Origin of the sequence: Pseudonocardia sp. Ae505_Ps2 (assembly GCF_001932425.1) — a bacterium.
GTDB lineage: Bacteria > Actinomycetota > Actinomycetes > Mycobacteriales > Pseudonocardiaceae > Pseudonocardia.
The window spans coordinates 686,248-712,640 of the sequence record NZ_MCIP01000001.1; the positions used below are offsets into that span (position 1 = coordinate 686,248).

30 protein-coding genes are annotated in these 26,393 nt (G+C 68.4%); 1 reads left to right on the forward strand and 29 read right to left on the reverse strand.

Annotated elements, in window-relative coordinates; translation table 11 throughout:
• Window positions 1–33: 33 nt before the first annotated feature.
• From Ae505Ps2_RS03030 to rpsL, 27 genes are all read right to left on the reverse strand, one after another.
• Window positions 34–591, reverse strand: coding sequence for an adenylate kinase (locus Ae505Ps2_RS03030; protein ID WP_043277190.1), 558 nt, complete (start codon window positions 589–591; stop codon window positions 34–36).
• 129 nt (window positions 592–720) lie between these two features.
• A complete protein-coding gene (secY, locus tag Ae505Ps2_RS03035; protein WP_075310158.1) occupies window positions 721–2,031 on the reverse strand; it encodes a preprotein translocase subunit SecY in 1,311 nt (436 codons plus the stop codon).
• 280 nt (window positions 2,032–2,311) lie between these two features.
• Window positions 2,312–2,773: a 50S ribosomal protein L15 gene (gene rplO, locus Ae505Ps2_RS03040; RefSeq protein ID WP_020622921.1), complete on the reverse strand. Its 462-nt coding sequence runs from the start codon at window positions 2,771–2,773 to the stop codon at window positions 2,312–2,314.
• Window positions 2,770–2,955, reverse strand: coding sequence for a 50S ribosomal protein L30 (gene rpmD, locus Ae505Ps2_RS03045; RefSeq protein ID WP_020622922.1), 186 nt, complete (start codon window positions 2,953–2,955; stop codon window positions 2,770–2,772). Before rpmD ends, rplO begins: the two co-directional genes overlap by 4 nt.
• 5 nt (window positions 2,956–2,960) lie before the next feature.
• On the reverse strand, window positions 2,961–3,596 hold the full coding sequence (gene rpsE / locus Ae505Ps2_RS03050; protein ID WP_020622923.1) for a 30S ribosomal protein S5: 636 nt from the start codon (window positions 3,594–3,596) through the stop codon (window positions 2,961–2,963).
• 46 nt (window positions 3,597–3,642) lie between these two features.
• Complete coding sequence (gene rplR, locus Ae505Ps2_RS03055; RefSeq protein WP_020622924.1) at window positions 3,643–4,056, reverse strand: 50S ribosomal protein L18; 414 nt, start codon at window positions 4,054–4,056, stop codon at window positions 3,643–3,645.
• On the reverse strand, window positions 4,056–4,595 hold the full coding sequence (rplF, locus tag Ae505Ps2_RS03060; protein ID WP_020622925.1) for a 50S ribosomal protein L6: 540 nt from the start codon (window positions 4,593–4,595) through the stop codon (window positions 4,056–4,058). Before rplF ends, rplR begins: the two co-directional genes overlap by 1 nt.
• Window positions 4,596–4,612: 17 nt before the next feature.
• Window positions 4,613–5,011, reverse strand: a complete 399-nt coding sequence (gene rpsH, locus Ae505Ps2_RS03065; RefSeq protein WP_075310156.1) for a 30S ribosomal protein S8 — start codon at window positions 5,009–5,011, stop codon at window positions 4,613–4,615.
• Between the two features lie 121 nt (window positions 5,012–5,132).
• Window positions 5,133–5,318, reverse strand: a complete 186-nt coding sequence (locus tag Ae505Ps2_RS03070; RefSeq protein WP_020622927.1) for a type Z 30S ribosomal protein S14 — start codon at window positions 5,316–5,318, stop codon at window positions 5,133–5,135.
• Window positions 5,319–5,322: 4 nt separating this feature from the next.
• Window positions 5,323–5,886: a 50S ribosomal protein L5 gene (gene rplE, locus Ae505Ps2_RS03075; protein ID WP_075553395.1), complete on the reverse strand. Its 564-nt coding sequence runs from the start codon at window positions 5,884–5,886 to the stop codon at window positions 5,323–5,325.
• Between the two features lies 1 nt (window position 5,887).
• Window positions 5,888–6,214, reverse strand: a complete 327-nt coding sequence (gene rplX / locus Ae505Ps2_RS03080; RefSeq protein WP_043277204.1) for a 50S ribosomal protein L24 — start codon at window positions 6,212–6,214, stop codon at window positions 5,888–5,890.
• A gap of 13 nt (window positions 6,215–6,227) precedes the next feature.
• Window positions 6,228–6,596, reverse strand: coding sequence for a 50S ribosomal protein L14 (gene rplN, locus Ae505Ps2_RS03085; protein ID WP_010228481.1), 369 nt, complete (start codon window positions 6,594–6,596; stop codon window positions 6,228–6,230).
• Between the two features lie 8 nt (window positions 6,597–6,604).
• The gene (gene rpsQ, locus Ae505Ps2_RS03090; protein ID WP_020622930.1) at window positions 6,605–6,892 is read right to left on the reverse strand and encodes a 30S ribosomal protein S17; all 288 of its coding nucleotides are present in this window, start codon (window positions 6,890–6,892) and stop codon (window positions 6,605–6,607) included.
• Complete coding sequence (rpmC, locus tag Ae505Ps2_RS03095) at window positions 6,889–7,134, reverse strand: 50S ribosomal protein L29 (protein WP_075553396.1); 246 nt, start codon at window positions 7,132–7,134, stop codon at window positions 6,889–6,891. Before rpmC ends, rpsQ begins: the two co-directional genes overlap by 4 nt.
• Complete coding sequence (rplP, locus tag Ae505Ps2_RS03100; RefSeq protein ID WP_020622932.1) at window positions 7,134–7,553, reverse strand: 50S ribosomal protein L16; 420 nt, start codon at window positions 7,551–7,553, stop codon at window positions 7,134–7,136. The genes rpmC and rplP overlap by 1 nt, the downstream gene beginning before the upstream one ends.
• 3 nt (window positions 7,554–7,556) lie before the next feature.
• A complete protein-coding gene (rpsC, locus tag Ae505Ps2_RS03105; protein ID WP_020622933.1) occupies window positions 7,557–8,402 on the reverse strand; it encodes a 30S ribosomal protein S3 in 846 nt (281 codons plus the stop codon).
• Window positions 8,402–8,818, reverse strand: a complete 417-nt coding sequence (rplV, locus tag Ae505Ps2_RS03110; protein ID WP_043277206.1) for a 50S ribosomal protein L22 — start codon at window positions 8,816–8,818, stop codon at window positions 8,402–8,404. The genes rpsC and rplV overlap by 1 nt, the downstream gene beginning before the upstream one ends.
• A gap of 37 nt (window positions 8,819–8,855) precedes the next feature.
• Complete coding sequence (gene rpsS / locus Ae505Ps2_RS03115; protein WP_020622935.1) at window positions 8,856–9,137, reverse strand: 30S ribosomal protein S19; 282 nt, start codon at window positions 9,135–9,137, stop codon at window positions 8,856–8,858.
• A 15-nt stretch (window positions 9,138–9,152) separates the two neighbouring features.
• On the reverse strand, window positions 9,153–9,986 hold the full coding sequence (rplB, locus tag Ae505Ps2_RS03120) for a 50S ribosomal protein L2 (protein ID WP_075553397.1): 834 nt from the start codon (window positions 9,984–9,986) through the stop codon (window positions 9,153–9,155).
• 16 nt (window positions 9,987–10,002) lie between these two features.
• A complete protein-coding gene (gene rplW / locus Ae505Ps2_RS03125; protein WP_020622937.1) occupies window positions 10,003–10,302 on the reverse strand; it encodes a 50S ribosomal protein L23 in 300 nt (99 codons plus the stop codon).
• On the reverse strand, window positions 10,299–10,973 hold the full coding sequence (rplD, locus tag Ae505Ps2_RS03130; RefSeq protein ID WP_020622938.1) for a 50S ribosomal protein L4: 675 nt from the start codon (window positions 10,971–10,973) through the stop codon (window positions 10,299–10,301). Before rplD ends, rplW begins: the two co-directional genes overlap by 4 nt.
• Complete coding sequence (rplC, locus tag Ae505Ps2_RS03135; protein WP_051050086.1) at window positions 10,970–11,656, reverse strand: 50S ribosomal protein L3; 687 nt, start codon at window positions 11,654–11,656, stop codon at window positions 10,970–10,972. The genes rplD and rplC overlap by 4 nt, the downstream gene beginning before the upstream one ends.
• A 16-nt stretch (window positions 11,657–11,672) precedes the next feature.
• Window positions 11,673–11,978 carry a 30S ribosomal protein S10 gene (gene rpsJ / locus Ae505Ps2_RS03140; RefSeq protein ID WP_003938093.1) on the reverse strand — a complete coding sequence of 102 codons (306 nt, stop codon included), beginning with the start codon at window positions 11,976–11,978 and terminating at the stop codon, window positions 11,673–11,675.
• A 489-nt stretch (window positions 11,979–12,467) separates the two neighbouring features.
• Window positions 12,468–13,661 carry an elongation factor Tu gene (tuf, locus tag Ae505Ps2_RS03145; RefSeq protein ID WP_020622940.1) on the reverse strand — a complete coding sequence of 398 codons (1,194 nt, stop codon included), beginning with the start codon at window positions 13,659–13,661 and terminating at the stop codon, window positions 12,468–12,470.
• Window positions 13,662–13,806: 145 nt separating this feature from the next.
• On the reverse strand, window positions 13,807–15,909 hold the full coding sequence (gene fusA, locus Ae505Ps2_RS03150) for an elongation factor G (RefSeq protein WP_043277197.1): 2,103 nt from the start codon (window positions 15,907–15,909) through the stop codon (window positions 13,807–13,809).
• 48 nt (window positions 15,910–15,957) lie between these two features.
• The gene (gene rpsG / locus Ae505Ps2_RS03155) at window positions 15,958–16,428 is read right to left on the reverse strand and encodes a 30S ribosomal protein S7 (protein WP_020622942.1); all 471 of its coding nucleotides are present in this window, start codon (window positions 16,426–16,428) and stop codon (window positions 15,958–15,960) included.
• Complete coding sequence (gene rpsL, locus Ae505Ps2_RS03160) at window positions 16,428–16,802, reverse strand: 30S ribosomal protein S12 (protein ID WP_020622943.1); 375 nt, start codon at window positions 16,800–16,802, stop codon at window positions 16,428–16,430. The genes rpsG and rpsL overlap by 1 nt, the downstream gene beginning before the upstream one ends.
• A gap of 807 nt (window positions 16,803–17,609) precedes the next feature.
• Here rpsL and Ae505Ps2_RS31745 point away from each other — a divergent pair.
• Window positions 17,610–18,341 (forward strand): alpha/beta hydrolase, encoded by a 732-nt coding sequence (locus Ae505Ps2_RS31745; protein ID WP_158071537.1) that lies wholly within the window; start codon window positions 17,610–17,612, stop codon window positions 18,339–18,341.
• Window positions 18,342–18,501: 160 nt separating this feature from the next.
• On the opposite strand, the gene Ae505Ps2_RS03170 is transcribed toward Ae505Ps2_RS31745, so the two are convergent.
• Window positions 18,502–22,413: a DNA-directed RNA polymerase subunit beta' gene (locus tag Ae505Ps2_RS03170; RefSeq protein WP_075333892.1), complete on the reverse strand. Its 3,912-nt coding sequence runs from the start codon at window positions 22,411–22,413 to the stop codon at window positions 18,502–18,504.
• A 47-nt stretch (window positions 22,414–22,460) separates the two neighbouring features.
• The gene (locus Ae505Ps2_RS03175) at window positions 22,461–25,970 is read right to left on the reverse strand and encodes a DNA-directed RNA polymerase subunit beta (RefSeq protein WP_075553398.1); all 3,510 of its coding nucleotides are present in this window, start codon (window positions 25,968–25,970) and stop codon (window positions 22,461–22,463) included.
• Window positions 25,971–26,393: the final 423 nt, after the last annotated feature.

Here is a 26,393-nt window from a genome sequence, read left to right on the forward strand (position 1 = left end):
TCGTGGTGCCGGTTCCGGCACCCCTCCGGGTCCTCAGCCGTCGTTGCGGTTCTGCAGCGCCGAGAAGACCCGGTCGGTGATCTCGTCGATCTCGCCGACGGCGTCGATCGTGACCAGCCGGTCACGGTAGTGGTCCAGCAGCGGAGCGGTCTCCTCGCGGTAGACCCGCTGCCGGTTGCGGATGGTGTCCTCGTTGTCGTCGCTGCGGCCGCGGCCGAGCAGCCGCTGGACCACGACCTCGTCGTCGACGTCGAACTGGACGACGGCGTCGAGCTCCAGCCCCTTCTCGGACAGGATCTTCTCCAGGGAGTCCGCCTGCGCCACGTTGCGCGGGAAGCCGTCGAGGATGAAGCCGTTCGCGGTGTCGGCGTCGCCGAGCCGGTCGCGCACCATCCCGACGGTCACCTCGTCGGGGACGAGGTCCCCGGCGTCCATGTAGCGCTTCGCCTCACGACCGAGCTCGGTCTCGTCCCGCAGGTTCGCCCGGAACAGGTCCCCGGTCGAGATGTGCGGGACGTCGAGCCGCTTGGCCATCTGCTCAGCCTGGGTCCCCTTGCCGGCACCGGGCGGTCCCACCAGAACGAGTCGCACGAGAACCCGACCTCCTGAAGTCTTGTCGTCCATGGCGCCGGCGTCCTCGCCGACACACGATGCCCGAGGCACCACGATCGGGGCCGGGGCCCCGCACCGGGGTTCCCGCTCGGCCACGTTGCGGCGAGCCTAACGCAGGAAACCTTCGTAGTTACGCTGCATGAGCTGGCTCTCGATCTGCTTCAGGGTGTCGAGGCCCACGGTGACCATGATCAGCACGGCCGTGCCGCCGAACGGGAAGTTCTGGTTCTGGCCGCTGCCGGTGATCCCGAGGAAGAAGTTCGGGAGCACCGCGATGACACCGAGGTACAACGATCCCGGCAGCGTGATGCGGCTGAGCACGAAGTTCAGGTACTCCGCGGTGGGCCGGCCCGGGCGGATGCCCGGGATGAACCCGCCGTACTTCTTCATGTCCTCGGCGCGCTCGTCGGGGTTGAACGTGATGCCGACGTAGAAGTACGTGAAGAAGATGATCAGTGCTACGTACAACACGATGTGCACGGGATTGGACTGATCGACGAGATAGGTCTGCACGAACTGCTGGAACCAGCCGCCGTCGTTCCCGGCGAGCCGGGCGACCAGGTCGGGCAGGTAGAGCAGCGAGCTACCGAAGATCACCGGCACGACGCCGGCCTGGTTGACCTTCAGCGGCAGGTAGGTCGATGTGCCGCCGTACATGCGCCGGCCGACCATGCGCTTGGCGTACTGCACCGGGATCCGGCGCTGGCCGTTCTCCACGAACACGACGCTGGCGATGATCGCGAGGCCGAAGACGCAGACACCGGCGAAGACCAGACCGCCCGAGTTCTCCAGGATCAGCCGGCCCTCGGCGGGGATGCGGTGCGCGATCGAGGCGAAGATGAGCAGCGACATGCCGTTGCCGATGCCGCGCTCGGTGACCTGCTCGCCCAGCCACATCACCACCGTCGTCCCGGCGACCATCACGATCACGATGACGATCAGGGTGAAGACCGACGAGTCCGGGATGATCGGCAGCGCACAGCCCTGGAACAGCTGACCGCGCTCGGCCAGCGCCACGAAGCCGGTGGCCTGCAGCACGGCGATGCCGATCGTCAGATACCGCGTGTACTGCGTGAGCTTGGCCTGGCCGGACTGGCCTTCCTTCTTCAACTGCTCGAACCGCGGGATGACGACCTGCAACAGCTGCACGATGATGCTCGCGGTGATGTAGGGCATGATGCCCAGCGCGAAGATCGACAGCTGGAGCAGTGCCCCGCCGGAGAACAGGTTGATCAGGGAGTAGACGCTGGCGTTGTCGCCGCCCTCGACCTGACGGACACATTCCTGGATGTTGGGGTACGACACCCCCGGCGAGGGGATGTTCGCCCCGAGCCGGTACACCGCCACGATCGCCAGCGTGAAGAGGATCTTCTTGCGGAGATCCGGCGTGGTCAGGGCCGCCCGGACTGCGCTGAGCACTCGGTGATCCTCCTACGACGTCGGCGGCCCGACACCGCCTGCGCCGGCCCCTGAGGGGTCGGCCGGGTTGGTCGACGCGCGTTCCGCGCCTCGCGGGACACCCGGGCCGGTGTGTACCGGCGGGGACTGCGCGCCTCCAGGCGCGCCAGGTAATCGGTGGACACTCGGTCCGGACGTGACTGTAACAGCGGCCCGGAAACGCCTCGGCGCCGCCCACGGGCCGGGTCCACCTGGGGTGGACCCGGCGCCACGGACGGCGCCGGGGGACGTGCGGTGGGGCCTACAGCTCGGAGACGGAGCCGCCCGCGGCCGAGATCTTCTCGCGCGCGGACGCGGAGAACTTGTGGGCCTTCACGGTCAGGGCGACGCCCGAGAGCTCGCCCTCGCCGAGGACCTTCACGAGCTGGTTCTTGCGCACCGCGCCCGCCTCGACCAGCTCGGCCGGGCCGACCTCGCCACCCTGCGGGAACAGGACGGCCAGCTCGCCGACGTTCACGACCTGGTACTCGACCTTGAAGCGGTTCTTGAAGCCCTTGAGCTTCGGGAGCCGCATGTGCAGCGGCATCTGCCCGCCCTCGAAGCGCGGGGACACCGTCTTGCGGGCCTTGGTGCCCTTGGTACCGCGACCGGCGGTCTTGCCCTTGGAGCCCTCACCGCGACCCACACGGGTCCGCGCCTTCTTCGAGCCCGGGGCCGGCCGCAGGTCGTGCAGCTTGATCACGGAGTTCTCGTTCTCGCTCACGGCTGCACCTCCTCCACCGTCACGAGGTGGCGCACGGTGTGGACGTAACCGCGGGTCTGCGGGTCCGCCTCACGCACCACCGACTGCCGGATCTTGCGCAGACCGAGCGAACGCAGCGTGTCGCGCTGGTTCTGCTTGGTCCCGATCCGGCTCTTCACCTGGGTGATCTTCCACGTGGCCATGTCGCTCACACCTTCGCCGCGTCGGCCTCGGCGCGCTGGCGCATCATGCTCGCCGGGGCGACGTCCTCCAGCGGCAGACCGCGGCGGGCCGCGACCTCCTCCGGACGCTGCACCGACTGAAGCGCCGCCACCGTGGCGTGCACGATGTTGATGGCGTTGTCGGAGCCGAGGGACTTGGACAGGATGTCCGAGATCCCCGCGCACTCCAGCACCGCGCGGACCGGGCCGCCGGCGATGACACCGGTACCCGGGGAGGCCGGGCGCAGCATGACGACGCCGGCGGCGGCCTCACCCTGCACACGGTGCACGATCGTGCCGCCGATGCGGGGGACGCGGAAGAAGTTCTTCTTCGCCTCCTCCACGCCCTTGGCGATCGCGGCCGGCACCTCCTTGGCCTTGCCGTAACCGACGCCCACCAGGCCGTCACCGTCGCCGACGATCATCAGCGCGGTGAAGCTGAACCGGCGGCCGCCCTTGACGACCTTGGCCACGCGGTTGATCGTGACCAGCCGCTCGATGTACGGGGTCTTGTCCTGGGCCGCCCCGCCACGGCCACCGTCCCGGCGGTCCCGGTTGTTGCGGTTGTCGTTCCCACCGCTGCCACCCGGGGCTCCGCCGTCACGCCGCGTACGTCCCGGCATCAGACAGTCCCTCCTGTATCACAGCTCTTCTTCGACTGGTCGTTCATCAGAACTCCAGGCCTCCCTCGCGGGCGGCGTCGGCCAGGGCCGCGATCCGGCCGTGGTAGGCCAGCCCGCCGCGGTCGAACACGACCGCGGAGATGCCCGCTTCCTTGGCCCGAGCGGCGATGAGCTCGCCGACCTTGGCAGCCTTGGCCTTCTTGTCGCCCTCGACGCCACGCACCTCGGCGTCCAGCGAGGACGCGAAGGCCAGCGTGTGGCCCGCCAGGTCGTCGATCAGCTGGACGGTGATGTGCCGCGAGGAGCGGTTGACCGCCAGCCGCGGACGCACCGGCGTCCCGGAGATCTTCTTCCGGAGCCGGGCGTGCCGGCGGATGCGCGAGTCGCGGCGCTTGCGCGCCACCTGGGACGCCATCCGGCGGCGGGCGGCACCCGACACCGTCTCGTTCGTCTCGGCCATCACTTACCCGTCTTTCCGACCTTGCGGCGGACCTGCTCGCCGGCGTACCGCACACCCTTGCCCTTGTACGGGTCGGGGCGGCGCAGCTTCCGGATGTTGGCAGCGGTCTCGCCGACCAGCTGCTTGTCGATGCCGGAGACCGAGAACCGGGTCGGCGACTCGACCGCGAAGGTGATGCCCTCCGCCGGCTCGATGACGACCGGGTGCGAGTAGCCCAGGGCGAACTCGAGGTTCTTGCCCTTCAGCTGCACGCGGTAACCCACGCCGTGGATCTCCAGCTTCTTCTCGTAGCCGGCGCTGACGCCGACCACGATGTTGTTGACGAGGGAGCGGGTCAGGCCGTGGTAGGCCCGCACCTCACGCTCCTCGTTCGGGCGCTTCACCAGCACCGTGCCGTCGTCGTCACGCTCGATCGTGATCGGCTCGACAGCGGTGTGCGAGAGGGTGCCCTTGGGGCCCTTCGCGGTGACCGTGCGGCCGTCGATGGTGATCTCCACGCCCGACGGGACGGTGATGGGCAGCTTTCCGATGCGCGACATCGTTCGTTACCCCTCTCTCACCAGACGTAGGCGAGGACTTCCCCGCCCACGCCGCTCCGGTAGGCCTGCTGGTCGGTCATCAGACCCCGAGAGGTCGAGATGATCGCGATGCCGAGGCCACCCAGGACCCGCGGCAGATTCGTCGACTTCGCGTACACACGCAGACCGGGCTTGGAGACCCGGCGCAGACCGGCGATGCTGCGCTCACGGTTGCGGCCGTACTTCAGCTCGACGACCAGGGACTTGCCGACCTCGGCGTCCTCGGTGTGGTGTGCCGTGATGTAGCCCTCCTTCTGAAGGATCTCCGCAATGGCGACCTTCAGCTTCGAGTGGGGCATCACGACGCGGTCGTGGTAGGCCGAGTTCGCGTTCCGCAGACGGGTCAACATGTCTGCGATCGGATCGGTCATCGTCATGGTGTATGTCTCTTTCCCGCCGTGGTTCCTCGTACCGGCGCGGTGCCCCTGTGCGGGGCACCGCGCCGATGCGGGCCTGCGGCGATCGGATCCGCTGCCCCGCGGACGCGGGGCGGTCGGATCACCAGCTGGACTTGCTCACACCCGGCAGCTCGCCGGCGTGCGCCATGTCTCGCAGGCACACGCGGCAGAGGCCGAACTTGCGGAACACGGCACGCGGCCGACCGCACTTGTTGCAACGGGTGTAACCCCGCACGGCGAACTTCGGCTTCGCGTTCGCCTTGTTGATGAGCGCCTTCTTCGCCATTCGCTCAGCTCTCCTTGAACGGGAAGCCCAGGTGGCGCAGCAGCGCCCGGCCCTCGGCGTTCGTGGTCGCGGTGGTCACGACCGTGATGTCCATGCCCCGCGGCCGGTCGATGGAGTCCGGGGGGATCTCGTGGAACATCGACTGCTCGTTCAGGCCGAACGTGTAGTTGCCACGCCCGTCGAACTGGTTGCTCTCGAGGCCGCGGAAGTCGCGGATACGGGGCAGCGCGATGGTCAGCAGCCGGTCGAGGAACTCCCACATCCGGTCGTTGCGAAGGGTCACCTTCGCACCGATCGGCATGCCCTCACGCAGCTTGAACTGCGCGATGGACTTGGTGGCGCGACGCAGCTGGGGCTTCTGGCCGGTGATGGTGGCCAGGTCGCGCAGCGCACCGTCGATCAGCTTCGAGTCGCGGGCGGCGTCACCGACACCCATGTTCACCACGACCTTGGTCAGGCCGGGGATCTGCATGACGTTGGTGTAGCCGAACTCCTCGCGGAGCTTGTCGAGGATCTCGTCGCGGTAACGCTGCTTGAGCCTCGGCAGGGTCTTCTCAGCCGTGGTCATCTCAGATCTCCTTCCCGTTGCGCCTGGAGATCCGGACGCGGCGGGTGGTGCCGTCCTCGCCCTCGACGGTCTTCTTGCCGATGCGGGTCGGCTTGCCGTCGGAGTCGCACACCATCACGTTCGAGACGTGGATGGCGGCCTCCTGGGTGACGATCCCGCCGCTCTCGGCCCCGCGCTGGTTCTGGCTGATCCGGGTGTGCTTCTTGATCCGGTTCACGCCCTCGACCAGCACGCGCTGGCGCTCCGGGTAGGCCGCGATGACCTTGCCCCGTGCACCCTTGTCCTTGCCGGCGATCACCAGAACGGTGTCGCCCTTCTTGACCTTCATCTTCGCCTTCATGTCAGAGCACCTCCGGGGCCAGGGAGATGATCCTCATGAACTTGCGGTCGCGCAGCTCGCGCCCGACCGGGCCGAAGATACGGGTCCCCCGAGGTCCGTTGTCCGCCTTGATCAGGACGGCGGCGTTCTCGTCGAAACGGATGTAGCTGCCGTCGGGACGGCGCTTCTCCTTCTTGGTGCGCACGATGACCGCCTTGACGACGTCACCACGCTTCACGCCGGCGCCGGGGATGGCCTCCTTGACCGTGGCGACGATGACGTCGCCGATCCCGGCGTAGCGCCGCGCGGAGCCGCCCAGCACCCGGATGCACAGGATCTCCTTGGCACCGGTGTTGTCGGCGACGCGCAGCCGCGACTCCTGCTGGATCACTTCGACTCCTACTTGGCCTTCTCGAGGATCTCCACCAGCCGCCAGCGCTTGGTCGCCGACAGCGGGCGGGTCTCCATGAGGCGGACACGGTCGCCGATACCGGCGGTGTTCCCCTCGTCGTGCGCCTTGACCTTGCTGGTCCGGCGGATGACCTTGCCGTACAGGGGGTGCTTCACCCGGTCCTCGAGGGAGACGACGATCGTCTTCTCCATCTTGTCGGACACGACCAGGCCCTCGCGGACCTTGCGCTCCCCGCGCTCCTCGTTCTTCGTCTCAGCCGAGTTATCGCTGCTCACGCCGCGCCCTCACTCTCGGTCGGTGCGGCGGAAAGGCCGAGCTCACGCTCGCGCATGACGGTGTAGCACCGCGCGATGTCGTGACGGACGGACCGCAGCCGCCGGTTGTTGTCCAGCTGCCCGGTGGCCATCTGGAAGCGGAGGTTGAACAGCTCCTCCTTGGCCTCCCGGACACGCACGACCAGCTCCTCGTCGGAGAGCTCGCGCAGCTCGGCGGCCTTGGTGTTGCCACTGCTCGCCATCAGATGTCACCACCCTCACGGGACACGATCCGGCACTTCATGGGCAGCTTGTGGATCGCACGGGTCAGAGCCTCGTGCGCCACCTCGCGGTTCGGGAAGCTCATCTCGAAGAGCACCCGGCCCGGCTTGACGTTCGTGACCCACTTCTCGGGCGAACCCTTACCGGAACCCATGCGGACCTCGGCCGGCTTCTTGGTCATCGGGATGTCCGGGAAGACGTTGATCCAGATCTTCCCGCCACGACGGATGTGCCGGTTGATCGCGATACGCGCCGACTCGATCTGTCGGTTCGACACGTAGGCCGGCTCCAGCGCCTGGATGCCCCAGTCGCCGAAGGTGACCGCGGTACCACCGCTGGCCATGCCCTTGCGCTTGGGACGGTGCTGCTTGCGGTGCTTGACCTTGCGTGGGATCAGCATCGGTCAGCTCTCCCCACCGTTGCTCTGGTTCTCACCGGAGGCCGGGGCCTCGGCGGTCGCCGTCGCGGCGCCGCCGGCCTGGCCCGCGCTCTGCGCGGCACGCCCGGCCTCGGTGCTGGTCGCAGTGGTGCCCGAGGCACCGGAACGGCGCCGGGCCGGACGCTCGCGGCGCGGACCGCGGCCCGGGGCCTCGGCAGCGGCCGGAACGCCCTCGCGGCGGCCGCCGACGACGTCGCCCTTGTAGATCCAGACCTTCACGCCGATGCGGCCGAAGGAGGTCCGGGCCTCGAACAGGCCGTAGTCGATGTCGGCACGCAGCGTGTGCAGCGGGACCCGACCCTCGCGGTAGAACTCCGACCGCGACATCTCGGCACCGCCGAGGCGGCCCGAGCACTGGACCCGGATGCCCTTGACCTGCGGGCTGCGCATGGCCGACTGGATGGCCTTGCGCATCGCACGCCGGAAGGCGACCCGGTTCGACAGCTGCTCGGCGACGCCCTGGGCGACGAGCTGCGCGTCGGACTCGGAGTTCTTGACCTCGAGGATGTTCAGCTGGACCTGCTTCTTGGTCAGCTTCTCGAGGTTGCCCCGGATCCGGTCGGCCTCCGCGCCGCGGCGGCCGATCACGATGCCCGGACGCGCGGTGTGGATGTCCACCCGCACGCGGTCCCGGGTCCGCTCGATCTCGACCTTGGAGATGCCGGCCCGCTCCATGCCCTTGGAGAGCATGCGGCGGATCTCGACGTCCTCCTTGACGTACTCGGAGTACTGCTTGTCGGCGTACCAGCGCGACTTCCAGTCCGTGGTGATGCCCAGGCGGAAGCCGTGCGGGTTGATCTTCTGCCCCATCAGCGGGCCCTCCCCTTCGCACCACGACGGCCGGCCTTCTGCGGAACCGACTCGACCTCGATGGTGATGTGGCTCGTCCGCTTGCGGATGCGGTACGCACGCCCCTGGGCGCGCGGCCGGATCCGCTTCAGCGTCGGGCCCTCGTCGACCATCGCCACGGCGACCACGAGGGTCTCCGGGTCCAGGTCCAGGTTGTTCTCGGCGTTGGCCGCGGCGCTCGCCACGACCTTCGCGACGGGCTCCGCCGCGGCCTGCGGCGAGAACCGCAGGATCGCCAGCGCCTCGTCGACCGGCAGGCCGCGGACCAGGTCCACGACGCGGCGGGTCTTCATCGGCGAGCTACGGACGAACCGTGCCACGGCGCGCGCACGAGTCGGCTCGAGCGCAGCGCCGGTGGTCTCGGCAGTGTCTGCCATCTTCTCCACCTCTCCTTGTCGCTACTCGGGCCGGCTTCTAGCGCCGACGCGCCTTGCGGTCGTCCTTGATGTGCCCCCGGAACGTGCGGGTCGGGGCGAACTCGCCCAGCTTGTGCCCGACCATCGAGTCGGAGACGAAGACCGGGACGTGCTTGCGGCCGTCGTGCACCGCGATGGTGTGACCGATCATGTCCGGGATGATCGTGGACCGACGGGACCACGTGCGGATCACGGTCTTCTTGCCGGACTCGTTGAGGGCGTCCACCTTCTTGAGCAGGTGGTCGTCCACGAAGGGGCCCTTCTTCAGGCTGCGCGGCATGTCTTACCTCCCTGCTCAGCGCTTCTTGCCGGTACGGCGCCGGCGGACGATCAACTTGTCGGACGGCTTGTTCTTGCGGGTACGGCCCTCGGGCGTGCCCGCGGGGTTCACCGGGTGGCGGCCACCGGAGGTCTTGCCCTCACCACCACCGTGCGGGTGGTCCACCGGGTTCATGACGACACCACGGACGGTCGGGCGCTTGCCCTTCCACCGCATACGGCCGGCCTTGCCCCAGTTGATGTTGGCGCGCTCCGAGTTGCCCACCTCGCCGACGGTGGCGCGGCAGCGCACGTCGACGTAGCGGATCTCGCCGGAGGGCATCCGCAGCTGCGCGTAGGGCCCGTCCTTGGCGACCAGCTGGACGCCGACACCGGCCGAGCGCGCGATCTTCGCGCCGCCACCGGGGCGGAGCTCGATCGCGTGCACCACGGTGCCCGTCGGGATGTTGCGCAGCGGCAGGTTGTTACCCACCTTGATGTCGGCCCGGGGACCGTTCTCGATCTTGTCGCCCTGCTTGAGCTTCGCCGGCGCGATGATGTAGCGCTTCTCGCCGTCGGCGTAGTGCAGCAGTGCGATCCGCGAGGTGCGGTTCGGGTCGTACTCGATGTGCGCGACCTTCGCCGGCACGCCGTCCTTGTCGTGACGACGGAAGTCGATCAGACGGTAGGCGCGCTTGTGCCCGCCACCCTGGTGACGGGTGGTGATCCGCCCGTGCGCGTTGCGGCCGCCCTTGTTGTGCAGCGGACGCAGCAGCGACTTCTCGGGGGTGTCGCGGGTGATCTCGGCGAAGTCCGACACGCTCGAGCCACGACGGCCCGGGGTGGTCGGCTTGTACTTACGAATGGCCATGGGTCAGCTCGCTCCCTCAGCTCGCCGGGCCACCGAAGACGTCGATCGCCTTGCTCTCCTCGGAGAGCGTGACGATCGCGCGCTTGGTGTCCTTGCGCTTGCCGTAGCCGGTGCGGGAGCGCTTGCGCTTGCCCGGGCGGTTCAGCGTGTTCACGCTGGTCACCTTGACCCCGAACACCTTCTCCACGGCGATCTTGATCTGGGTCTTGTTCGCGTCCGGTGCCACGACGAAGGTGTACTGGCGCTCGTCGAGCAGCCCGTAGCTCTTCTCCGAGACGACCGGCGCGAGCAGCACGTCCCGCGGGTCCGTGATCACTTGTCGGCCTCCTCAGCGCGGCGGCCGGCAGCCTTCGGCTTCGCGATCGGGCCGGCCAGGAACTCGTCCAGCGCCGCCTGCGTGAACAGCACGACGTCGTTGACGAGCACGTCGTGGGTGTTCAGCTGGTCGGGCGCGATCAGGTGGACCTGCGGCAGGTTGCGCAGGCTCAGCAGGGCGTTCTCGGCGGAACGCTCGACGACCGCGAGCACCCGGCGGGCGTCGGGCACGACGGCCTCGATCACCTTGCGGGCGGACTTGGTCGACGGCGCGTCACCCTCGGCGAAGGCGGACACGACGTGCACGGCTCCGGCGCGGGCCCGGTCGGAGAGGGCGCCACGCAGGGCGGCGGCCTTCATCTTCTTCGGGGTCCGCTGCGAGTAGTCGCGCGGGGTCGGGCCGTGGACGATGCCACCACCGGCGAACTGCGGCGCGCGGATCGAGCCCTGACGGGCGCGACCGGTGCCCTTCTGCCGGTACGGCTTCTTGCCACCGCCGCGGACCTCGCCGCGGCCCTTCACGTCGTGCGTGCCCTGACGCGCGGCGTTGAGCTGCGCGGTCACCACCTGGTGCATGAGGGCGATGTTCGCCGTCACGTCGAAGACGTGGTCCGGGAGCTCGACGCTGCCGGAGGCGGAACCCTCGGGGGTCTTGATCTGCACGGTGCTCACTTGCCATCACCCTTCGCGGGGGTCTTCACCACGACGAGGCCACCGCGCGGACCGGGGACGGCGCCCTTGACGAGCAGCAGCCCGCGCTCGGCGTCCACCCGGTGGACCTTCAGGTTCTGCGTGGTCTGGCGGTCGGAACCCATCCGGCCGGCCATCCGCACACCCTTGAACACGCGGCCCGGGGTGGCGCAGCCGCCGATGGAGCCCGGCGAACGGTGCTTGCGCTGCGTGCCGTGCGAGGCGCCCAGGCCCTTGAACCCGTGGCGCTTCATGACACCGGCGAAGCCCTTGCCCTTGGTCACGCCCACCACGTCGACCTCGGCCACCTCGGCGAACGCCTCGACGGTGACCTCCTGGCCGGTGGTGTACTCGGCGGCGTCGGAGGTGCGGAGCTCCAGGACGTGGCGACGGGGGGTGACGCCGGCCTTGGCGAAGTGGCCGGACTCCGGCTTGTTCACCTTGCGCGGGTCGATGGCCCCGTAGGCCAGCTGGACGGCGGTGTAGCCGTCGGTCTCCTGCGAGCGCACCTGCGTCACGACGTTCGGTCCGAGCTGGACCACGGTGACCGGCACGATGCGGTTGTTCTCGTCGAACAACTGGGTCATCCCGAGCTTGGTGCCCAGGAGGCCGGTGACCTTCTTCGTCTGCTTGGTGGCAGTCGTCTTCTTGAATGCAGCAGTCATCGTCTCCACCCCGCCGTCACTGAATGTTGACGTCGACGCTCGCCGGCAGGTCGATGCGCATGAGCGCGTCGACCGTCTTGGGCGTCGGGTCGAGGATGTCGATGAGTCGCTTGTGCGTGCGCATCTCGAAGTGCTCGCGCGAGTCCTTGTACTTGTGCGGCGAGCGGATGACGCAGTACACGTTCTTCTCGGTAGGCAGCGGCACGGGGCCGACGACCCGGGCACCGGTACGCGTCACGGTCTCCACGATCTTGCGAGCAGACGCGTCGATTGCCTCGTGGTCATAGGCCTTGAGCCTGATGCGGATCTTCTGTCCCGCCATGGTCGTCGGTCGTCCTCTTCTTCCTGCCGCGGGGGTGTCGCGGTTCGGCCCCGTAAGAACTCGCGCCGTGCTGCCACCGGATGTCCGGCGGGCCGGCTGCGGCCCGTGCTCTGTTCAGGTCTCTGTCGGCCCGGAGTCGCGCGTCCAGTTCCCTGGAGCACTCGTCCTGCCGGGGCTCTCCGGTCCACGAGGTCGGGCGTGTCGCGCCCTACCCGCATGGTTCTGCCCGGGTCACCGCGTCCCACCCCCATCTGGGGCGGGCATGTCGCTCGGAATCTCCCCGGCCTCACGGCGGACCGTGGTACCGGGGCTGACAACGAACATGGCGCGTGGTTCGCGACCTCTGAACTACCGGGAACCGGGAACAGGGGCGGCGCTCCCACGCGCCATGCTCATCGTGCAACCCGTCAAGGATGACACACCGCTGTGCGGCACCCTCGACCGGGGGGTGGGTAACGGGGCCGCCCCTGCTGGGACGACCCCGTCACGTCACGCGTTGATCTTGGTGACCTGGCCGGCGCCCACGGTGCGGCCACCCTCACGGATGGCGAACTGCAGGCCCTCCTCCATGGCGATCGGCTGGATCAGCTGAACGCTCATGGTGGTGTTGTCACCCGGCATGACCATCTCGGTGCCCTGCGGGAGGGTCACGACACCGGTCACGTCGGTCGTCCGGAAGTAGAACTGCGGACGGTAGTTGTTGAAGAACGGGGTGTGACGGCCGCCCTCGTCCTTGCCCAGGATGTACACCTGGCCCTCGAACTCGGTGTGCGGGGTGATCGAACCCGGCTTCACGACGACCTGGCCGCGCTCCACGTCCTCACGCTTGATACCGCGCAGGAGCAGACCGACGTTCTCGCCGGCGCGACCCTCGTCGAGGATCTTGCGGAACATCTCGACACCGGTGACGGTGGTCGAGGTCTTGTTCGGCCGGATCCCGACGATGTCGACGGTCTCGTTGACCTTGACGATGCCGCGCTCGATACGGCCGGTGACGACCGTGCCGCGACCGGTGATCGTGAAGACGTCCTCGACGGGCATGAGGAACGGCTTCTCGACGTCGCGCTCGGGCTCCGGGATGGCCTCGTCGACCGCGTCCATGAGCTCGACGATGGCCTCGGCCCACTTGTCGTCGCCCTCGAGCGCCTTCAGCGCCGAGACGCGCACGATCGGGAGGTCGTCGCCCGGGTAGTCCTGAGCCGACAGCAGCTCGCGGACCTCCATCTCGACGAGCTCCATGATCTCCTCGTCGTCGACCATGTCCGCCTTGTTCAGGGCGACGACGATGTACGGCACGCCGACCTGACGCGCGAGCAGCACGTGCTCACGGGTCTGGGGCATCGGGCCGTCGGTCGCGGCGACCACCAGGATCGCGCCGTCCATCTGGGCGGCACCGGTGATCATGTTCTTCACGTAGTCGGCGTGCCCGGGGCAGTCGACGTGCGCGTAGTGCCGCTTCTCGGTCTGGTACTCGACGTGCGCGATCGAGATCGTGATACCGCGCTGGCGCTCTTCGGGCGCCTTGTCGATCATGTCGAACGCCGACGCCTCGTTGAGGGTCGGGAACTTGTCGTGCAGAACCTTGGTGATGGCCGCCGTCAGCGTGGTCTTGCCGTGGTCGATGTGACCGATGGTGCCGATGTTGACGTGCGGCTTGGTCCGCTCGAACTTCGCCTTCGCCACTGCTGGGTCCTCCTGGACTCGTGTCTGTACTCCGCCGTGCTGACGGCAGGTCTGTCGGTGTCGGGTGTGCGGGCCGCGGACCTTACCGATCCGCGGACCGCACCCTCCGAGCAGGTCGGGCACTGGGGCCCGCCCCGGGGAGCTCTTACTCGCCCGTGGCCTTCGCGATGATCTCCTTCGCCACGTTCGCCGGAACCTCGGCGTAGGAGTCGAAGACCATCGTGTAGTTCGCCCGGCCCTGGGTCCGCGACCGCAGGTCGCCGACGTAGCCGAACATCTCGGACAGCGGCACGGTCGCCTTGACGACACGGGCACCGGCCCGCTCCTCCATGGCCTGGATCTGGCCGCGGCGGGAGTTCAGGTCACCGATGACGTCGCCCATGTAGTCCTCGGGCGTCATCACCTCGACGGCCATCATCGGCTCGAGGATGGCGGGGCTCGCCTTGCGGGCCGCCTCCTTGAACGCCATGGAACCGGCGACCTTGAAGGCCATCTCCGAGGAGTCGACCTCGTGGTACTGACCGTCCAGCAGCGTGAGCTTCACACCGACCACGGGGTAGCCGGCCTGGATGCCGTACTGCATGGCGTCCTGGGCACCGGCGTCGACCGACGGGATGTACTCCCGCGGGACACGGCCACCGGTGACCTTGTTCTCGAACTCGTACAGCGCACCGTCGCCGCTGGTGAGCGGCTCGAGCTTGATGATGACGCGGGCGAACTGGCCCGAACCACCGGTCTGCTTCTTGTGCGTGTACTCGAACTTCTCGACGGCCTTCTTGATGGTCTCCCGGTAGGCCACCTGCGGCTTGCCGATGTTGGCCTCGACCTTGTAGTCGGACTTCATCCGGTTGACCAGCACCTCGAGGTGCAGCTCGCCCATGCCGGCGATGATGGTCTGACCGGTCTCGTCGTCCAGGGAGACCTGGAACGTCGGGTCCTCCTCGGCCAGCTTCTGGATCGCCAGGGAGAGCTTCTCCTGGTCCGCCTTCGACTTGGGCTCGACGGCGACCTGGATGACCGGGTCCGGGAAGGTCATCGACTCGAGGACGATCGGGTTCTGCGGGTCGCAGAGCGTGTCGCCGGTGGTCGTGTCCTTCAGACCGATGACCGCGTAGATGTGGCCGGCCACGGCCTCGTCGACCGGGTTCTCCTTGTTGGAGTGCATCTGGAAGAGCTTCCCGATGCGCTCCTTCCGGTCCTTGGTCGAGTTGATGACCTGGGCGCCGGCGGCGACCTGACCCGAGTAGACCCGGATGTAGGTGAGCTTGCCGAAGAACGGGTGCGCGGCGATCTTGAAGGCCAGCGCCGAGAACGGCTCGTCCTTCGACGGCTTGCGGCTCGCCGGCGTCTCACCGTCGGTGAGGAAACCCTCGACCGGCGGCACGTCGTACGGCGACGGCAGGTAGTCGATCACCGCGTCCAGCATCGGCTGGACACCCTTGTTCTTGAACGCCGAGCCGCAGAGGACCGGGTACGCGGCGCGGTCGTTGACCAGCCGGCGCACGCCGTTCTTGATCTGCTCGACGGTCAGGTCCTCACCACCGAGGTAGAGCTCCATGAGCTCGTCGTCGGTCTCGGCGACCGCCTCGATCAGCTGGGTGCGGTACTCCTCGGCCTTGGCCTGGAGCTCCGCCGGGATCTCCTCGACGGTGTAGTCCTCACCCTTGGCGACCTCGCCGCGCCAGGTGAGGGCACGCATCTCGACCAGGTCGACGACACCGATGAAGTCGTTCTCGGAGCCGATCGGGATCTGCAGCGGGAGCGGCGTCGCGTTCAGCCGGTCCTTGATGGTCTGGATGGTGAAGTAGAAGTCCGCGCCCAGCTTGTCCATCTTGTTGACGAAGCAGATGCGGGGGACGTCGTACTTGGTGGCCTGCCGCCAGACCTGCTCGGACTGCGGCTCGACCCCCTCCTTGCCGTCGAAGACCGCGACCGCACCGTCGAGCACCCGCAGCGACCGCTCCACCTCGACGGTGAAGTCGACGTGCCCGGGGGTGTCGATGATGTTGATCTGGTGGTTCTTCCAGAAGCAGGTCGTCGCGGCGGACGTGATCGTGATGCCGCGCTTCTGCTCCTCCTCCATCCAGTCCATCGTGGCGCCGCCGTCGTGGACCTCACCGATCTTGTAGTTGATCCCGGTGTAGAACAGGATCCGCTCGGTGGTGGTCGTCTTACCGGCGTCGATGTGGGCCATGATGCCGATGTTGCGGACCTTGGTCAGGTCCGTCAGCACGTCCTGTGCTGCCACTAGCTCAGCTCTCCCTCGATCGCGAGATGGCGCCCGACGGTCGGCCGGTCACCAGCGGTAGTGGGCGAAGGCGCGGTTCGACTCCGCCATCTTGTGCATGTCCTCGCGCCGCTTGACGCTGGCGCCGAGGCCGTTGCTGGCGTCGAGCAGCTCGTTCATGAGGCGCTCGACCATGGTCTTCTCGCGGCGCTGACCGGAGTAGGTGACCAGCCAACGCAGCCCCAGGGTGGTCTGCCGGACGGCACGGACCTCGACGGGGACCTGGTAGGTCGCGCCACCGACGCGGCGGCTGCGGACCTCGAGGGCCGGCTTCACGTTGTCGAGAGCGCGCTTCAGCGTGACGACCGGGTCGGTGCCGGTCTTGTCACGGGTGCCCTCGAGGGCGGCGTAGACGATGCGCTCGGCGAGCGACCGCTTTCCGTCCTTGAGGACCTTGTTCACCAGCTGGGTGACCAGCGGCGAGCCGTAGACCGGGTCCGAGACCAGCGGACGCTTCGGGGCGGGGCCCTTGCGGGGCATCAGCTCTTCTCCTTCTTCGCGCCGTAGCGGCTGCGGGACTGCTTGCGGTTCTTCACGCCCTGGGTGTCCAGCGACCCCCGGATGACCTTGTAGCGCACGCCGGGGAGGTCCTTCACACGACCACCACGCACGAGCACGATGCTGTGCTCCTGCAGGTTGTGGCCCTCACCGGGGATGTACGCGGTGACCTCGATGCCGCTGGACAGGCGCACACGGGCGACCTTGCGCAGGGCCGAGTTCGGCTTCTTGGGCGTGGTGGTGTACACGCGGGTGCAGACCCCGCGGCGCTGGGGGCTTCCCTTCAGCGCGGCGGTCTTGGTCTTGGAGACCTTGTCCTCGCGGCCCTTGCGGACCAGCTGCTGGATCGTGGGCATGAACCGTCTACTTCTTCCCGTCGACGTGGCTCGACTGTCTTGCTCGCCGTGACACTGGTGATCGTGGTTCGGTGTCCCGGACTCCGGGCGCCGGCGTGGCTGCCGGCTCTCACCGGACTCCGCCACCGTCGCGCCGGACCCCGAGGTCGGGCGTGTCGTCCCGGGCACGCTCGGGGCCGGAAGGGCCCCGCGGAGGCTGTCGGGACGTCCGGCGTGCCCTGCTCCGGGGCGCAACCACAGACCTGAGGGTCGGAACCATCGGATCGGTGCACACCACGGGACACGCGGACCTGCCCGACCGGAGCCGAGCACAGAACACGAGAGTACCCGGCCCTCTTCAAGGCGGTCAAAGCGGGTCCGTTCCGGGCGTTCGCCTCGGACCTGCCTTCGGGTCCATCGGGGGCTTCGATGGTCCTCGGATCCCCCGGGATGACACTCCGGAGGAGACCTGTGGTGACCCGACGATGCCGTACGACGCCGCCTCTGGCAAGCGGACTCACCCGCTCGTCGCAGATCGACGGCCGCTCGTCGCGGTCGGATCGGTGGTGGGCGATGACTGTGTCCCCACGGGATCCCGCCGTGTCGATCACGGTGTGGATCACCCTGTGGACGATGGCGACGGAGGGACGGTTACGGTCCGGTATGCACCTGCCGACGGCCGTCAACCGCCTCGCCACGCGAGCACTCATCGCGCCCTTGCTCGGTCCCACACTACCCGTCGCCCTCCGGCGGCGTGGACTCGACCTGGTCGGCGCGTCCCTCCCGCTCCCCCGCGGCACCCGCCGGAGCCTCGGGACGCTCGGCGGGGTGCCCACCGCGGTCGTCGCACCGCCCGGGCCGCTCTCCCCGCACCGAGTGCTCTACCTGCACGGCGGCGGGTACCTCGTGGGGTCGTCGTCCTCGCACCGGCCGCTGCTCGCGGGGCTCGCGCACGCCACCGGGAGCGCCGTCCTCGCACCGCACTACCGGCTCGCGCCGGAGCACCCGTTCCCGGCCGCCCTCGACGACGCGTACGCCGCCTGGACCGCCCTGCGCGCCGCGGGGATCCCGGCCCGGCACATCGCGGTGGCCGGTGACTCGGCGGGCGGCGGGCTGACGATGTCGCTGCTGCTGCGGCTCCGCGCCGCCGGTGAGGACCTCCCGGGCTCGATCGGGCTGATCTCGCCGTGGCTGGACCTGTCCTGCACCGCCGACGCGCTCACCCGCAATGTCGCCTCCGACTCTATGCTGGACCCGTCGTGGCTGCCCGACGCCGTCGCCGACTACGCGGGCCCGCACACCGGGGCCCCCGAGCTCCTGCCGCTGGAGGCCGACCTGGCGGGGCTGCCGCCGCTGCACGTCGTCGCCGGCGCCGACGAGATCCTCGTCGACGACGCCGACACCCTCATCGAGCGTGCCCGCGCGGCCGGGACCCCGGTCACCTACGAGCGCGCACCCGGCATGTGGCACGCCTTCCCGACCCTGGCCGGGCTGCTCGCCGAGGCCGACTCCTCGCTGCGCACGCTGGGCTCCGCCCTGCGCGCGGACTGCCTGCGCTGAGGCCCGCACCGGGGCACAGCCCCCGGACGCACGAACGGGGCCGGTCACCGCCACGGGAGAGCGGTGTCCGGCCCCGTCCGGGACCTCCTCGGTCACGGTCCGGACCCACCGTCGCGGGTCCGGACCGAGCGGCTACCTCAGCGCTGATGCGCGCTGCGCGCTAGCGGTAGTCGCGACCGAAGTCGTAGTCGTCCAGCGGCACCGCGGCACCGGTGCCCGTGCCGAAGACGTCCGGGCTGTAGTAGCCGTCGTCGTAGCTCGGCAGCGCGTAGGCGGCCGCGCGGGCCTCCTCGGTCGGCTGGACCTGGATGTTGCGGTACCGGTTGATGCCGGTACCGGCCGGGATCAGCTTACCGATGATCACGTTCTCCTTGAGCCCGACGAGCTTGTCGCGCTTTCCGTTGATCGCGGCATCGGTGAGGATGCGGGTGGTCTCCTGGAACGACGCCGCAGACAGCCACGACTCCGTCGCCAGCGAGGCCTTGGTGATCCCCATCAGGACCGGACGGCCCGACGCCGGCTCCAGCCCCTCGGCGACGACCCGGCGGTTCTCGGACTCGAACTCGCCCCGCTCGGCCAGTGCGCCGGGCAGGAACTCGGTCGCACCCGAGTCGATGATCGTGACCCGGCGCAGCATCTGCCGGACGATGACCTCGATGTGCTTGTCGTGGATGTCCACGCTCTGCGTGCGGTACACCTTCTGCACCTCACGCACGAGGTGCAGCTGCACCTCACGCGGGCCCATGACACGCAGCACCTCGTGCGGGTCCGCCATGCCCTCGAGGAGCAGCTGGCCGACCGTCACGTGGTCGCCGTCCGCGAGCGGACGCTCGGTGCCGTCGACGGTGGTCATCCCGAGCCACTGCCGCTTGGACAGCTTCTCGTAAACGATCTCCTCGCCGCCGTCGTCCGGGATCAGCGTGATCTTCCAGAACCGGTCGCCGTCCTCGATGCGGATGCGGCCGTCGACGTCGGCGATCGGCGCCTTGCCGCGCGGGACCCGGGCCTCGAACAGCTCGGTGACACGCGGCAGACCGGTCGTGATGTCGTCGCCCGCGACGCCACCCTGCTTGAACGTACGCATCGTCAGCTGGGTGCCGGGCTCACCGATGGACTGCGCGGCGACGATGCCGACGGCCTCGCCGACGTCCACCAGCTTGCCGGTGGCCATCGAGCGGCCGTAGCACATCGCGCAGATACCGGTGGCCGAGGCGCAGGTCAGTGCGGACCGGACCCGGACCGTCTTGACACCGGCCGCCACGAGCGCGTCGAGCACGGTGTCGCCGAGGTCGTCGCCCTTGCGGACGAGCACCGTGCCGTCCGGTCCGGTGATCTCCTCGCCGGAGGTCCGGGCGTACACCGAGGTGCGCAGGTAACGGTGCGGGATGAACCGACCGTCGCTCGTCTCCTCGGTGACCGCCATCGGGATGGCGCGCTCGGTGCCGCAGTCGACCTCGCGGACGATGACGTCCTGCGACACGTCGACCAGACGACGGGTCAGGTACCCGGAGTCCGCGGTCCGCAGCGCGGTGTCCGCCAGACCCTTACGGGTGCCGTGCGTGGAAATGAAGTACTCCAGCACCGACAGACCCTCGCGGTACGAGGCCTTGATCGGACGCGGGATGAACTCGCCCTTGGGGTTCGCGACCAGACCCTTCATACCCGCCAGCTGGCGGATCTGGGTCATGTTGCCCGCGGCCCCGGACTGCACGATCGTCGGGATCGGGTTGTCCTCGGGGAAGTTCTGCTCCATCGCCTTGGCGACCTCCTCGGTCGCCCGGCTCCAGATCTTGACCATCTCGTCGTTGCGCTCCTGGTGCGACAGGGCACCACGCTGGTAGCGCTTGTTGATCTGGTCGGCCTTCGCCTCGTACTCCTCGAGGATGCCCGCCTTGGCCGGCGGGACCAGCACGTCCGCGATCGAGATCGTGACGCCGGAGCGCGTGGCCCAGTAGAAGCCCGCGTCCTTCAGCCGGTCCAGGACCTGCGCGACCTCGGTCATCGAGTAGCGCTCGGCCAGCTCGTTGACGATCGTGGCCTGACGCTTCTTCGGCAGCGGCTCGTTGACGAACGGGTAGTCCGCCGGCAGGAGCTCGTTGAACAGCACCCGCCCGAGCGTGGTCTCCGCGGTCCAGACGCCGTCCTCGGTCACGGTCTCGGCCGCGGCACCCGGGGTCGGCGTGACGTTCGGGAGCCGGATCTTGATCGGCGCCTGCAGGTGGAGGACCTTGCGGTCGTAGGCCATGATCGCCTCGGCCGCGGAGCCGTAGTGGTTCCCGGCGCCGTGGGCGTCCTCGCGGAGACGGGTCAGGTGGTACAGACCCGTGACCATGTCCAGACGCGGCATCGCCAGCGGGCGACCCGACGCCGGGGACAGGATGTTGTTCGACGAGAGCATCAGGACCCGGGCCTCGGACTGCGCCTCGGCCGACAGCGGCAGGTGCACCGCCATCTGGTCACCGTCGAAGTCCGCGTTGAACGCCTCGCAGACCAGCGGGTGCAGCTGGATGGCCTTGCCCTCCACCAGCTGCGGCTCGAAGGCCTGGATGCCGAGACGGTGCAGCGTGGGCGCACGGTTCAGTAGCACGGGGTGCTCGGAGATGACCTCCTCGAGCACGTCCCACACCTGCGAGCGGCCGCGCTCGACCATCCGCTTGGCCGACTTGATGTTCTGCGCGTGGTTGAGGTCCACCAGGCGCTTCATCACGAACGGCTTGAACAGCTCCAGCGCCATCTGCTTGGGCAGACCGCACTGGTGCAGCTTCAGCTGCGGGCCGACGACGATGACCGAACGGCCCGAGTAGTCGACGCGCTTGCCGAGCAGGTTCTGGCGGAACCGGCCCTGCTTGCCCTTGAGCAGGTCGGACAGCGACTTGAGCGGGCGGTTGCCCGGCCCGGTCACCGGCCGGCCGCGACGGCCGTTGTCGAACAGCGCGTCGACGGACTCCTGGAGCATCCGCTTCTCGTTGTTGACGATGATCTCGGGCGCGCCGAGGTCGATCAGTCGCTTGAGGCGGTTGTTCCGGTTGATGACCCGGCGGTACAGGTCGTTCAGGTCCGAGGTCGCGAAGCGGCCACCGTCGAGCTGCACCATCGGGCGCAGGTCCGGCGGGATGACCGGGACGCAGTCGAGCACCATGCCCATCGGCGAGTTGCCGGTGGTCTGGAACGCCGCGACGACCTTGAGGCGCTTGAGCGCACGCAGCTTCTTCTGGCCCTTGCCGGACCGGATGATCTCGCGCAGCTTCTCGGCCTCGGCCGGGATGTCGAAGTTCTCCAGCAGCTTCTGGATCGCCTCGGCACCCATGGCACCGGTGAAGTAGTCGCCGTAGCGGTCGTAGAGCTCGCGGTAGATGGACTCGTCCGCGATGAGCTGCTGGACGTCGAGCTTGGTGAACGTCGTCCAGATCTCGTCGAGCCGGTCCAGCTCGCGCTGAGCGCGGTCGCGCAGCTGGCGCATCTCGCGCTCGCCGCCGTCCTTGACCTTGCGGCGGACGTCGCCCTTGGCACCCTCGGCCTCGAGCTCGGCGAGGTCCTGCTCGAGCTTCTGGGCGCGGGCCTCGAGGTCGGCGTCGCGGGTCTGCTCGACCCGGCGGCGCTCCACGCTCATCTCGTTCTCGAGCGTGGACATGTCGTTGTGCCGCAGCTCGGTGTTCACCGAGGTGATCACGTACGCCGCGAAGTAGATGATCTTCTCGAGGTCCTTGGGAGCCAGGTCGAGCAGGTAGCCCAGCCGGCTCGGGACGCCCTTGAAGTACCAGATGTGCGTGACCGGGGCGGCCAGCTCGATGTGGCCCATCCGCTCACGACGCACCTTGGCGCGCGTGACCTCCACGCCGCAGCGCTCGCAGATGATGCCCTTGAACCGGACGCGCTTGTACTTGCCGCAGTAGCACTCCCAGTCCCGGGTCGGACCGAAGATCTTCTCGCAGAAGAGCCCGTCCTTCTCCGGCTTCAGGGTGCGGTAGTTGATGGTCTCGGGCTTCTTGACCTCACCGTGCGACCACTGGCGGATGCCCTCGGCGGTGGCCAGGCCGATGCGCAGTTCGTCGAAGAAGTTGACGTCGAGCACGTATGTCCTCTGTTTCTTCGTTTAAAGGGCGGCTGGTCGGACGGGGGTCAGTTGACGACGTCGTCGACGGTCATCGACTCCGAGCCCGGGCGGCTGGACAGGTTGATGCCCAGATTCGCCGCGGCACGCTCGAGGTCTTCGTCGTCGGCGTCCCGCATCTCGATCGCCGCACCGTCGCTGGAGAGCACCTCGACGTTCAGGCAGAGCGACTGCAGCTCCTTGAGGAGCACCTTGAACGACTCGGGGATCCCCGGCTCCGGGATGTTCTCGCCCTTGACGATCGCCTCGTAGACCTTCACGCGGCCCACGACGTCGTCGGACTTGATCGTCAGCAGCTCCTGCAGGGTGTAGGCCGCGCCGTACGCCTGCATCGCCCAGCACTCCATCTCGCCGAAGCGCTGGCCACCGAACTGCGCCTTACCGCCCAGCGGCTGCTGGGTGATCATCGAGTAGGGGCCGGTCGACCGGGCGTGGATCTTGTCGTCCACCAGGTGGGCCAGCTTCAGGATGTACATGTAGCCGACCGCGACCGGGAACGGGTACGGCTCACCGGAGCGGCCGTCGAGCAGCTGCGCCTTGCCGTCCGGACCGACCATCCGCTCGCCGTCCCGGTTGGGGCGGGTCGAGCCGAGCAGACCCGTGATCTCGTGCTCGCGCGCACCGTCGAACACCGGCGTCGCGGTGTTCGTGTCGGCGGGCACCGAGTAGAGCTCCTCGGGCATCTGCGCCGCCCACTCGGGCTTGCCCTCGATCTCCCAGCCGGACTTGGCGATCCACCCGAGGTGGGTCTCCAGGATCTGGCCGATGTTCATACGACGCGGCACACCGTGGGTGTTCAGGATGATGTCGACCGGCGTGCCGTCCGGGAGGAACGGCATGTCCTCCTGCGGGAGGATCTTGCCGATGACGCCCTTGTTGCCGTGCCGGCCGGCGAGCTTGTCGCCGTCGGAGATCTTGCGCTTCTGGGCCACGTAGACGCGGACCAGCTCGTTGACGCCCGGGGCCAGCTCGTCGTCGTCGTCGCGGGAGAAGACCCGGATGCCGATGACCTTGCCGTTCTCGCCGTGCGGGACCTTCAGCGAGGTGTCGCGGACCTCGCGCGCCTTCTCACCGAAGATCGCGCGGAGCAGGCGCTCCTCCGGGGTCAGCTCGGTCTCGCCCTTGGGCGTGACCTTGCCGACCAGGATGTCGCCGGGCTGGACCTCGGCGCCGATCCGGATGATGCCGCGCTCGTCGAGGTCGGCCAGCACGTCCTCGGAGACGTTCGGGATGTCCCGGGTGATCTCCTCGGCGCCCAGCTTCGTGTCGCGCGCGTCGATCTCGTGCTCCTCGATGTGGATCGAGGTGAGCACGTCGTCCTGCACGAGGCGCTGCGACAGGATGATCGCGTCCTCGTAGTTGTGGCCCTCCCACGGCATGATCGCCACGAGCAGGTTCTTGCCCAGCGCCATCTCACCGTTCTCGGTGCAGGGACCGTCGGCGAGCACCTGGCCCACCTCGACCCGCTGCCCCTCGTCGACGATGGGCTTCTGGTTGTTGCAGGTGCCCTGGTTCGAGCGGCGGAACTTGTTCAGACGGTAGGTCTGACGCTGGCCCTCGTCGTCCATGACGGTGATGTAGTCGGCGCACAGCTCCTCGACGACACCGGCGGACTCGGCGGTGACGACGTCACCGGCGTCGACGGCGGCACGCAGCTCCATGCCGGTACCGACCAGCGGCGACTCCGAGCGCAGCAGCGGCACGGACTGGCGCTGCATGTTCGCGCCCATCAGCGCGCGGTTCGCGTCGTCGTGCTCGAGGAACGGGATCATCGCCGTCGCGACCGACACCATCTGGCGCGGCGAGACGTCGATGTACTCCACGCCCGAGGGCGAGATCAGGTCGACCTCGCCGCCCTTGCGGCGGACCAGCACGCGCTCGTCGGCGAAGGAACCGTCCTCGTTGAGCTGGGCGTTCGCCTGGGCTACGACGAAGCGGTCCTCCTCGTCGGCGGTCAGGTAGTCGATCTGCGAGGTGACGACACCGTCGACGACCTTGCGGTACGGCGTCTCGATGAAGCCGAACGGGTTGACCCGCGCGAAAGAGGCCAGCGAGCCGATCAGACCGATGTTCGGACCCTCGGGGGTCTCGATCGGGCACATGCGGCCGTAGTGCGACGGGTGGACGTCGCGGACCTCCATGCCGGCGCGCTCACGGGACAGACCGCCCGGGCCGAGCGCCGACAGACGACGCTTGTGGGTCAGTCCGGCCAGCGGGTTGTGCTGGTCCATGAACTGCGACAGCTGCGAGGTGCCGAAGAACTCCCGGATCGCGGCCGTGATCGGCCGGGTGTTGATCAGGGTCTGCGGCGTGATGGCCTCGACGTCCTGGGTGGTCATCCGCTCGCGGACGACCCGCTCGGTGCGGGACAGACCGACCCGGACCTGGTTCTGGATCAGCTCGCCGACGGTGCGCAGGCGCCGGTTGCCGAAGTGGTCGATGTCGTCGGTCTCGACCGGGATCTCCCGCGCGGAGTCACCGGAACCCACGGTCATCGTGGTCTCGCCGGCGTGCAGCCGGACGAGGTACTCGATGGTGGTGGCGACATCCTCCTCGGTCAGCGTGCCGACCGAGTTGTCGATGTCGAGACCGAGCTTCTTGTTGGCCTTGTAGCGACCGACCTTGGCCATGTCGTAGCGCTTGTCCTTGAAGAACAGGTTCTCCAGGAGCGCCTGGGCCGACTCGCGCGTCGGCGGCTCGCCGGGGCGCAGCTTGCGGTAGATGTCGAGCAGCGCCTCGTCCTGGCCCGCGGTGTTGTCCTTCTCGAGCGTCGTCATGATCGTCTCGGAGAACCCGAAACGCTCACCGATCTGCTCGGCGGTCCAGCCCAGGGCCTTCAGCAGCACGGTGACCGGCTGGCGGCGCTTGCGGTCGATGCGGACACCGACGGTGTCGCGCTTGTCGACGTCGAACTCCAGCCACGCGCCCCGGCTCGGGATGATCTTGACCGAGTAGACGTCCTTCTCGGTCGTCTTGTCGATCGCGTGGTCGAAGTAGACACCCGGCGAACGGACGAGCTGCGACACGACGACGCGCTCGGTGCCGTTGATGATGAACGTGCCCTTGTCGGTCATCACGGGGAACTCGCCCATGAAGACCGTCTGGGACTTGATCTCACCGGTGGTGTTGTTGGTGAACTCCGCCGTCACGAACAGCGGGGCACCGTAGGTCATGTCCTTGTCCCGGCACTCCTCGACGGAGGCCTTGACCTCGTCGAAGCGAGGGTCGGAGAAGGACAGCGACATCGACCCGGAGAAGTCCTCGATCGGCGAGATCTCGGTGAGGATCTCCTCCAGACCGCTCACCGGAAGCTCGTCACCGGCCTCGATCCGGCGCTGGAACCAGGCCTCGCTGCCGACCAGCCACTCGTAGGACTGGATCTGCAGGTCGAGAAGGTCGGGGACCTCCAACGGCTGGGCGATCTTCGCGAAGGTGACCCGGGTGGGTGCGCCGGGGCAGTTCGGGTTCGCCGAAGCGGAGAGGGTCGAGGTGGTCGCGGCGGCGCGGGAGACAGCCAAGATGCGTCCTTCCGAGAACTGCGCTTCTCGTCTGGCGTGCGCCGGTGGCGGGCGCTACCGTCTCCCTCGATCCGATCGGGGTCCCCCCGGATCGCGAGCCGGTAGCCGGCCACGTCGCACGCCGTCTGTTGTCGGGCACTGACGGACGACCGAACCCCCGTACCCATGTCCGCCGAACCCTCTCCGGCGGCCGACGGATCGGTCCGGAAGTCTTCCCCGGTCATGAGCGCGTGAGCCTGGACGCAGACAGTGCAAAGAATGACTATAGACGCTGCGAGCGCAGCTGTCGAGACAGGTCGCCGATTCCAGCATGCAGGCAACCACCGTTGCCCAAGGGTGACCTGCACGCCGCACCGAGTCAAGTCCCACTTCGTCGACGAGCGGTCATTCTGCCGGGACGACCGGTCCACCGACGACCGTTCA

Excerpts from the sequence above, each read along its gene's own strand:
- rpmC (WP_075553396.1), bottom strand. The coding sequence starts at position 7,134 with ATGGCGAGCAGTGGCAACACCAAGGCCGCCGAGCTGCGCGAGCTCTCC.
- rpsJ (WP_003938093.1), bottom strand. The coding sequence starts at position 11,978 with ATGGCGGGACAGAAGATCCGCATCAGGCTCAAGGCCTATGACCACGAG.
- rplV (WP_043277206.1), bottom strand. The coding sequence starts at position 8,818 with ATGGCAGACACTGCCGAGACCACCGGCGCTGCGCTCGAGCCGACTCGT.
- rpsL (WP_020622943.1), bottom strand. The coding sequence starts at position 16,802 with ATGCCCACGATCCAGCAGCTGGTCCGCAAGGGCCGCGAGGACAAGGTC.
- rpsS (WP_020622935.1), bottom strand. The coding sequence starts at position 9,137 with ATGCCGCGCAGCCTGAAGAAGGGCCCCTTCGTGGACGACCACCTGCTC.
- rpsC (WP_020622933.1), bottom strand. The coding sequence starts at position 8,402 with ATGGGGCAGAAGATCAACCCGCACGGCTTCCGCCTGGGCATCACCACG.
- rplR (WP_020622924.1), bottom strand. The coding sequence starts at position 4,056 with ATGGCCGAGACGAACGAGACGGTGTCGGGTGCCGCCCGCCGCCGGATG.
- Ae505Ps2_RS03070 (WP_020622927.1), bottom strand. The coding sequence starts at position 5,318 with ATGGCGAAGAAGGCGCTCATCAACAAGGCGAACGCGAAGCCGAAGTTC.
- rplX (WP_043277204.1), bottom strand. The coding sequence starts at position 6,214 with ATGAAGGTCAAGAAGGGCGACACCGTTCTGGTGATCGCCGGCAAGGAC.
- rplC (WP_051050086.1), bottom strand. The coding sequence starts at position 11,656 with ATGACTGCTGCATTCAAGAAGACGACTGCCACCAAGCAGACGAAGAAG.
- rpsG (WP_020622942.1), bottom strand. The coding sequence starts at position 16,428 with ATGCCCCGCAAGGGCCCCGCCCCGAAGCGTCCGCTGGTCTCGGACCCG.
- rpmD (WP_020622922.1), bottom strand. The coding sequence starts at position 2,955 with ATGGCCACGTGGAAGATCACCCAGGTGAAGAGCCGGATCGGGACCAAG.
- rpsE (WP_020622923.1), bottom strand. The coding sequence starts at position 3,596 with ATGCCGGGACGTACGCGGCGTGACGGCGGAGCCCCGGGTGGCAGCGGT.
- rplP (WP_020622932.1), bottom strand. The coding sequence starts at position 7,553 with ATGCTGATCCCACGCAAGGTCAAGCACCGCAAGCAGCACCGTCCCAAG.
- rpsH (WP_075310156.1), bottom strand. The coding sequence starts at position 5,011 with ATGACGATGACCGATCCGATCGCAGACATGTTGACCCGTCTGCGGAAC.
- rplE (WP_075553395.1), bottom strand. The coding sequence starts at position 5,886 with ATGACCACGGCTGAGAAGACCCTGCCGAGGCTCAAGCAGCGTTACCGC.
- rplB (WP_075553397.1), bottom strand. The coding sequence starts at position 9,986 with ATGGCCATTCGTAAGTACAAGCCGACCACCCCGGGCCGTCGTGGCTCG.
- rplF (WP_020622925.1), bottom strand. The coding sequence starts at position 4,595 with ATGTCGCGCATCGGAAAGCTGCCCATCACCGTCCCGTCGGGCGTGGAG.